Consider the following 6,965-nt stretch of genomic DNA (forward strand, 5'->3'; position numbering starts at 1 on the left):
AAATTAAATAACCTGAGTCCATATAAATATAGAACTCAGGTTGCTTAGTTGCGCTTTTTAAATACTGTCTACTTGACAGGGGTCACTGCATTCCTGTTGGACGGCTTTTTTTATGTTCGTTTAATTACGCTTGATATGCCATGCTATCTGGAATTTCCTCGTTCTTTCTAAGACATCGCACAATCCTAGTACACGCACAGTTAAAATAATGTTCTCTCATATTTAATGAATCCACTGGAGCTTGCTCTATCTCATAAAACATTCGTTCCTTTTTATTATAGTGCATCTTACCTATTTTAGCGGGTGATTCAGAAGGATAGTATTGATAGACAACTATCTCTTCATCCTCAAATTCTTTAGTCATTAATAAACATATTGCCATAAATAAGGCCCCCTTTATTTATATTGAATTTCATGTTTGGAGTTGTCTGAGAAAAATAATTTCCTGATTTCTAGTTTAAAATCGTTGAAGATGACTAGTCTTCTTTTAAAAATTCAATGTTGATTCTATCAACCTCAATTTCAACATACTTATTAAAGTATTCGTTGTGTTCTCGGAAGTTTTCATCTTCGTCTTTAATAATAATCCCTGCATCAATAAATTCATGATTTAATATCCCACTAATATGATATTTGAAAGCATCATCAATTCTTTTTAAACTTTTAACCCCATCTATGCCTTCATTTATTTCAATATCATCAAAAATCGTAATATCGAGAGTAACAGGATAACTTTTCCCTTCTTCAATTATATATGGACAAACAGTGGAGAAACCCGTAAATACTACACCGTTAATATTTATTGTAACTTCCTCTTCGATTAGCTTATTGGTTTTTTCTACATACGCCATATATTTCATGTTTTTTCCTCCCTTTCCTAATTGAAATTATGAGATAAAAAATGTAAACATATAAAATAAAACTTGTCTAACAGCAAATGAAGCCAATTTATATGTGAAATAGTAAACAAAACCACCTATCAAAAAGGTTGTTTTGTTTATTTTCATACTTTAGATTTTCGTTAATCCCTACATACTGAATTCGTAATAATATTCCGTTCTTTCAATACATACACCGAATTCTAAATCATCCCCAACTAATACAAAATCTCCACTGCCAATTAAAAAACCTGATTTGATCGATAAATCTTCTAAATTATCAAATATTTCATCGATATTCAGTTTAACTGCTTCAAGGTCATATTCTGTAAAGAGAAATAATCTCCCTTGGTTAACTGGGAAATTAATGGTATTAATGAGTTCACTTAATAGCTCTATTGAGAGTTTTCTATTTTCTTTATAATTGGTATCACCAATTTTCTTTTTGTCTGAAACTTTTTCTAGCTTACTAAATAATCTTTTACAAAATAAATCATTTGTTTCGGCATCCATAAATGATTCTTCAGAAACAGTAACAAGACTAGATAGTTCATTTATAAGTTCTTTTCTTCGAGCTTTTCTTTTAAGAATCTCCATGCGACTTTTATTTAAATTACTCAAACTTTTTCACACCTTTAGTTTTTTATTTTTTTTCCTGTTTTTTATACCCCACAAAATCTTCTGGATAATGTCCGTCAAGCTGATCATATCTTCCTTTATCCATCGGATTCCCTTTTCTATCTGTTGCAATATGAAAATGAGGACCTCTTCCCATTTTAGTGGCGAGATATATTTTACTAGTTCTTCGTTAAACCCATGCGTACTTCTTAACTATTTTATTTAATTTTTAATACAAAAACAGCCCCACTAAGCGTTTAACACTTAATGAGGCCATTCGATTCACACTATTAATTATGGAACGACGGTTTATAGAACGAACGATTATCAAGCGCAAAGACACGTTCTGTGTATTCGCCTGGTTTTGTGCGTCCTAATGCGCGGTCCATCATGTTCATTTTTGCATCTAAGTTGTCGATGTAATGCAGAATTTCTGCTTCTTTTACTAATGGTGGTTTTGGGCTACCCCACTCTGCTTTTCCGTGGTGGGAAAGAACGATGTGTTGAAGAATTAATACTTCTTCTGCATCGATTTGTAGTTCGTCTGCTGCTTTACCAATTTCGTTCACCATGATAGAAATGTGGCCTAGTAAATTTCCTTCTAACGTATACGTTGTAGAAATTGGGCCAGATAGTTCGAATACTTTACCAAGGTCGTGTAAAATAACGCCTGCATATAGTAAATCTTTATCTAACGATGGGTATAGCGTAGCAATAGCTTTCGCTAAATCTAGCATCGACACTACGTGATAAGCTAGTCCAGATACGAACTCGTGATGATTCTTCGTCGCTGCTGGATATTCTAAAAACTCATTTTGATGCTTATTTAATAAATGTCTTGTTAGACGCTGGATGTTCGGGTTTCTCATTTCAAATATGTATTGCGTAATTTTTTCAACCATATCTTCTTTTTTCACTGGTGCTTTTTCTACGAAGTCCGAGATGTCTGTTACTTCATTTTCATTCGCAACACGAATTTGTTTCACGCGTAATTGAATACGGCCTTTGTAATTTAGAATATCTCCAGCTACTTTAACGATTGTTTCCGCTACGTATTGTTTCTCAACTTCTGGTGATACATCCCATAGCTTCGCTTCAATATCTCCACTTGGGTCTTGTAAAATTACTGTTAAAAACGGCTTCCCATTGCTTGCGAGACCTTTTGTCGCTGTTTTAATTAACAAGAAAACATCGACTTGTTCACCAACTTCATATTCTGCAATTTTCTTTTTCATTCGAATTCCTCCACCAAATCAGTTACTTTTAGTATAGCATATTACAACTCATTTTCTTTACGCTTATGCGTTAATTTTATAATCTGTTTTTCCGTAAAGAACGATAGTAAATGAGCATGACATGTAAAGAAGATTACTTGTCTATCTTTCGCAATTTCCTTTATAAGTTCAATCGTTCGATTCGTCCTTACCGCATCAAAGTGCACGAAACTATCATCAATAATAAATGGATAATCATGTTCAAATGTTTTCGCTAATGCAAATCGTAACGATAAATATAACTGCTCCGCTGTCGCTTGACTCAGTTCATGACTGTAAAAACGCATACCATCGTTACGTTCGACAATGAAAGGTTCTGCCTCTGACGGTGAGAATATTTTACTATATCTCCCGCCCGTTAAATACACGAAATACTCTTCGGATTTTTGTAAAATACGAGGAAGATGTACCTCATGATAATATTGCTTCGTTTGCGTTAACACTGTCTTTGCCGCCGCATACGCAGCCCACTTCTTCACTTGTTCACGCACTTGCGCTTTTTTCATTTCCCATTCGTGCAGTAAATCACCGTACGTACTACCTTCTTCTAAGTTCACAATTTCCATACGATGTTTCGCAATACGCTCTGTCAGCTCTTTCTCTTGCGCGAGACAGTTTTGCGCAGCTGTAATTTCTTGCTTTAATTTTTCATCATAACCGTCAGCCTCATAATGCTCAGCTAATGATAAACTCGTTAAGCGCTGTTCTAACAGATCAATTTGCGGTAATAAACGCCCCACTTGCTTATCAGCATCTTCACGTTTTTCTGCCAGTTTACCTGCTTCCAAAAACATCTCTTCATCTGTAGCTTCTGCAATATGCCATAAACCGTTTCGTTCTACCAACAGTTGTTTTAATTGCCCTTGCACGAATTCATATTCTTCTTGCCATTCTGCCAGCTTCTCTTTCAGCTGCTTACAAGTTTGGCGCTTCTCTTTCTCATGTTGCATACGACTTTGCGCCTCATAGAGCTTACTATACTCCGTGCTACCGATAACAGTTTCTAGTTTATGTTCAAAGTGCGAAATCATTTCATATAATGAGGATTTTCGCTCAATTTGCTTCTCTAACTCACGATATAATTGCTGCATTTTTTCAATACGCTCAAACGCTGGCAATATGTGCGCATACGTATAAAATTCAGGGAACATATAGCGCGTTTTATACGCATCTACTTGTTCACTGGCGCGGAACGTTTCTCTCTCCCATTCCTCATACGATGAAACGACTTTATCATAAGCTCGTTCCATTTGCTGCAACTTATATGACTCGCGTTCAAATAGCTTACGAATCTCTTCATCTTTTTCTAATTGATGGCGAACCAACATCGCTTCTTCACTTTGTCTCCCGCCAGCGCTTTGCTGAAGCGTAAGAAGCTCTTCTTGTAATCCACTTGATGGATCTTTATATAAAACAAGAGCAAGGACAATCCCTACAAAAACAATGACACTCATAAATAAGAGTGCGCGGTTATCTATAAATAAACTCGTGAATAAAACGCCTGTGTTAATAAGAAGTAACAGAAGACACACTCTTTGCCACTGCTTTTTCTTTTGCATAGCCGCTCCTGCTTTTTCCTCATACTTGCGCTTCATTCTCTCTGCGCCCATACCGATAAACGCCGCATCTTGAAATGATTTTTCTTTCTCAAGTAACGTATTTCGTTTTTCATCAGCTAACATTTGCTGGCTTATTTGTCTTATATTTTCTTCTTGCTCTTCTAATTGCTCTTGCGCTACTTTAAAACGATCATCGAGCTGTGCTTTTTGCGTTTCTAATTCGCGTGCCCTTTGCACTGTTTGCGTAATTAACTCTTTCGTTGCTAAACTCATATCAAACGAAAGAACCGTTTCTTTTTCAAAAGTAGCGCCAATTTGTTGCTCTATCTCTGCGATTTCTTCTTTTATATTTGCAATACTTCCCGTCATATCGCGCATTTCTTGGCGTGCGTTTTCGTAAGACAAATGTTGCATACGAAGTTCTTCTACGTAACTTTCTTTTTGTAAAAATGCTTCATCTATTTCTATGGCATCAATTTCTGATTGCACTGTTTCTATCTTTTTTTGAAGTGAATCTACTTGTACTTGTAGCGGTTCAATCTTTGCCTTTACCGCCTCATAACGCGCCATTCCGTTTACAGGAAACTGCCCGTTCTCGTTTTCTAACACTTTCTCGTGCGCACGCTTTTCAATAACGAGAGGCTCAAGCGCTGCTAATATTTCATAATCTTGCTTTCGTTTTTCCGCGCTCTCTTTTCCCGCACGAACAAAAGCAAGTTTCTCTTCACTTTCTTTTAACTGCTCGACCTGTTTTTCATACGTGCCAATTTTCCCTTGCCACTCTTTCATTTTCTCCTCAAGCTTCTTCATCTCTTGCAGTGACACATTAATTTCAGGATTACGACCACTCGGCTTAAAACGCTGATTCATTTCTTTTTCGAGCTTCTTATCTAACTGCAATAACGCATCACTACCGACTGCACTTGCAGAAAATAAATAATTACCGATATCCGCTTCGCCTAGCTGATGAATGTTTTGAAGGCCATGCATATCAAATGAAAAGACCGATTCAAATAAACTTTCATTCATTCCGCTTAATATATCGTGTAAAATATCTTCGCCGCCAGTTTTCCCGTCTTCAAAATAAACGGTCACCTCACCAGCTGCCGTCTTTGGCAATCGTTCAATTTTCAAACGGCCATACTTCTCTGTTTGCACCGTCATCGCACCGCCATACTTCCCGCCTTCTTTCGGCTCATAACGGCGCTGTCCTCTCGTCGGAAAACCGAACAAAATACTTTTCATAAACGAGCGAATTGTCGATTTCCCTGCTTCATTTTCACCGTACAACACAGTCAGCAATGAAAGATCCATTTCCACATTTTCTAATTTTCCGTACCCATAAATATGGAGTTTTTCAATTCTCATTTCTTATCCCTCTCTTGCTGGAATAATTGCTCTAAAATAATATTTTCCGCTTCCTTTTGAATCTCTTTCTTCTCTTCTTCCGTAAAAGATTCAATACTATTACGCGCTACAGGAGATGTCCAAATCGTGCGCAACACTCCGTCCATATTTGTAAAAGCTTCTAACTCCTTCAGCACACTACCGACGAAATGATTTTCTTCTTTCAAACGCTCGATTTCCGCAAAAGAAACCGTCTCATTTTTCCACTTCATCGTATATACGAAATCTTTTCGCTCTTCGCCAGCTGCTAAAATATGAAAAATCTCTTCCACACGCTTTTCATCACGCAAATAAGGAGAAAGTGTCCCCTGTCCTGTAAATACGACAGTTAAAAGTGTCCCTTCCTCTTCTCTTCTGCATTCATTCATCGCAGTTGATGCTGCCGTCATAAGTTCATCAACAGTTTCAAGTCCATCAATAGTAACTTCTATCTCATCCCATACAACATCCGCCGTATGGAAAAATGAACAATGCGATCCTTGTTTCGTGAGTTCAATAATGTACGCACCCTTTTCCCCTGTTTCCTTCCGGTGACGCCCTTGTATATTACCTGGATAAATAATGTAAGGCTCTTCTGATAAAATTTCACGTTTATGTATATGGCCAAGAGCCCAATAATCAAACTGCTTTTCTTTCAGCTCACGAATTTGGAACGGTGCATAACGATTATGCTCTGCATCCCCTTCAACACTTCCGTGAAGCATGCCAATATGAAAAGGCGCATCACTCATTTTCGTATACTGTGCTGTCATATTATCCGTTACCGCTTGCTGCAAATAACTAAACCCGTAAATAGAAGCTAACAGCTCACCATTTTTATAAAATGATTTCTCTTCTACATAAGGCTCCGTAAACACATGAACATTTCCCGGAAACTCAATTGCAGCCCAGCTTCCCCCTAAATGATCGTGGTTACCGTGAATAATAAAAACAGGGATATCGTACTGCGAAAGTCTCTTCATTTGCTCACGCACAAACACTTGCGCCCTCAAACTTCTCGTCTCCGCATCATACAAATCCCCGGCTAATAATACGAAATCAACGCGCTCTTGAATCGCTTTATCAACAATACGCTCAAATGATTCAAACGTACTTTGCTTCATTCTTTCCCAAACAGACTGCGGTACATTCATTTCCATCCGATACGATAAACTTAACTAAATCTATACAATTCAATCAAATTTACACAAGTTAGTGCTTCATCGTGTTCTCGCAACCCCGAAGGGACG

7 protein-coding genes are annotated in these 6,965 nt (G+C 37.3%); all 7 read right to left on the reverse strand.

Features of this window, described 5'->3' with window-relative positions; genetic code table 11:
* Positions 1-124: 124 nt before the first annotated feature.
* Positions 125-382 carry a hypothetical protein gene (locus tag MR065_RS26530; RefSeq protein WP_242215676.1) on the reverse strand — a complete coding sequence of 86 codons (258 nt, stop codon included), beginning with the start codon at positions 380-382 and terminating at the stop codon, positions 125-127.
* Positions 383-476: 94 nt separating this feature from the next.
* On the reverse strand, positions 477-860 hold the full coding sequence (locus MR065_RS26535; protein ID WP_242215677.1) for a hypothetical protein: 384 nt from the start codon (positions 858-860) through the stop codon (positions 477-479).
* 168 nt (positions 861-1,028) lie between these two features.
* Entirely contained in the window at positions 1,029-1,499 is a 471-nt protein-coding gene (locus MR065_RS26540) for a YxiF family protein (RefSeq protein WP_242215678.1), read from the reverse strand.
* A gap of 22 nt (positions 1,500-1,521) precedes the next feature.
* Entirely contained in the window at positions 1,522-1,653 is a 132-nt protein-coding gene (locus MR065_RS26545) for an HNH/endonuclease VII fold putative polymorphic toxin (RefSeq protein ID WP_242215679.1), read from the reverse strand.
* 133 nt (positions 1,654-1,786) lie between these two features.
* Entirely contained in the window at positions 1,787-2,731 is a 945-nt protein-coding gene (gene yhaM / locus MR065_RS26550) for a 3'-5' exoribonuclease YhaM (RefSeq protein ID WP_098269636.1), read from the reverse strand.
* Positions 2,732-2,772: 41 nt separating this feature from the next.
* Positions 2,773-5,697 (reverse strand): ATP-binding protein, encoded by a 2,925-nt coding sequence (locus MR065_RS26555; protein ID WP_242215680.1) that lies wholly within the window; start codon positions 5,695-5,697, stop codon positions 2,773-2,775.
* Entirely contained in the window at positions 5,694-6,875 is a 1,182-nt protein-coding gene (locus tag MR065_RS26560; RefSeq protein WP_242215681.1) for a metallophosphoesterase family protein, read from the reverse strand. Before MR065_RS26560 ends, MR065_RS26555 begins: the two co-directional genes overlap by 4 nt.
* Between the last annotated feature and the right edge of the window lie 90 nt (positions 6,876-6,965).

This window comes from Bacillus cereus group sp. BfR-BA-01383, from assembly GCF_022663495.1.
GTDB classification, from domain to species: domain Bacteria; phylum Bacillota; class Bacilli; order Bacillales; family Bacillaceae_G; genus Bacillus_A; species Bacillus_A cereus_AU.

Coding starts and splice junctions, on each gene's coding strand:
- yhaM (WP_098269636.1), bottom strand. CDS start 2,731: ATGAAAAAGAAAATTGCAGAATATGAAGTTGGTGAACAAGTCGATGTT.
- MR065_RS26535 (WP_242215677.1), bottom strand. CDS start 860: ATGAAATATATGGCGTATGTAGAAAAAACCAATAAGCTAATCGAAGAG.
- MR065_RS26530 (WP_242215676.1), bottom strand. CDS start 382: ATGGCAATATGTTTATTAATGACTAAAGAATTTGAGGATGAAGAGATA.
- MR065_RS26545 (WP_242215679.1), bottom strand. CDS start 1,653: ATGGGAAGAGGTCCTCATTTTCATATTGCAACAGATAGAAAAGGGAAT.
- MR065_RS26560 (WP_242215681.1), bottom strand. CDS start 6,875: ATGGAAATGAATGTACCGCAGTCTGTTTGGGAAAGAATGAAGCAAAGT.
- MR065_RS26555 (WP_242215680.1), bottom strand. CDS start 5,697: ATGAGAATTGAAAAACTCCATATTTATGGGTACGGAAAATTAGAAAAT.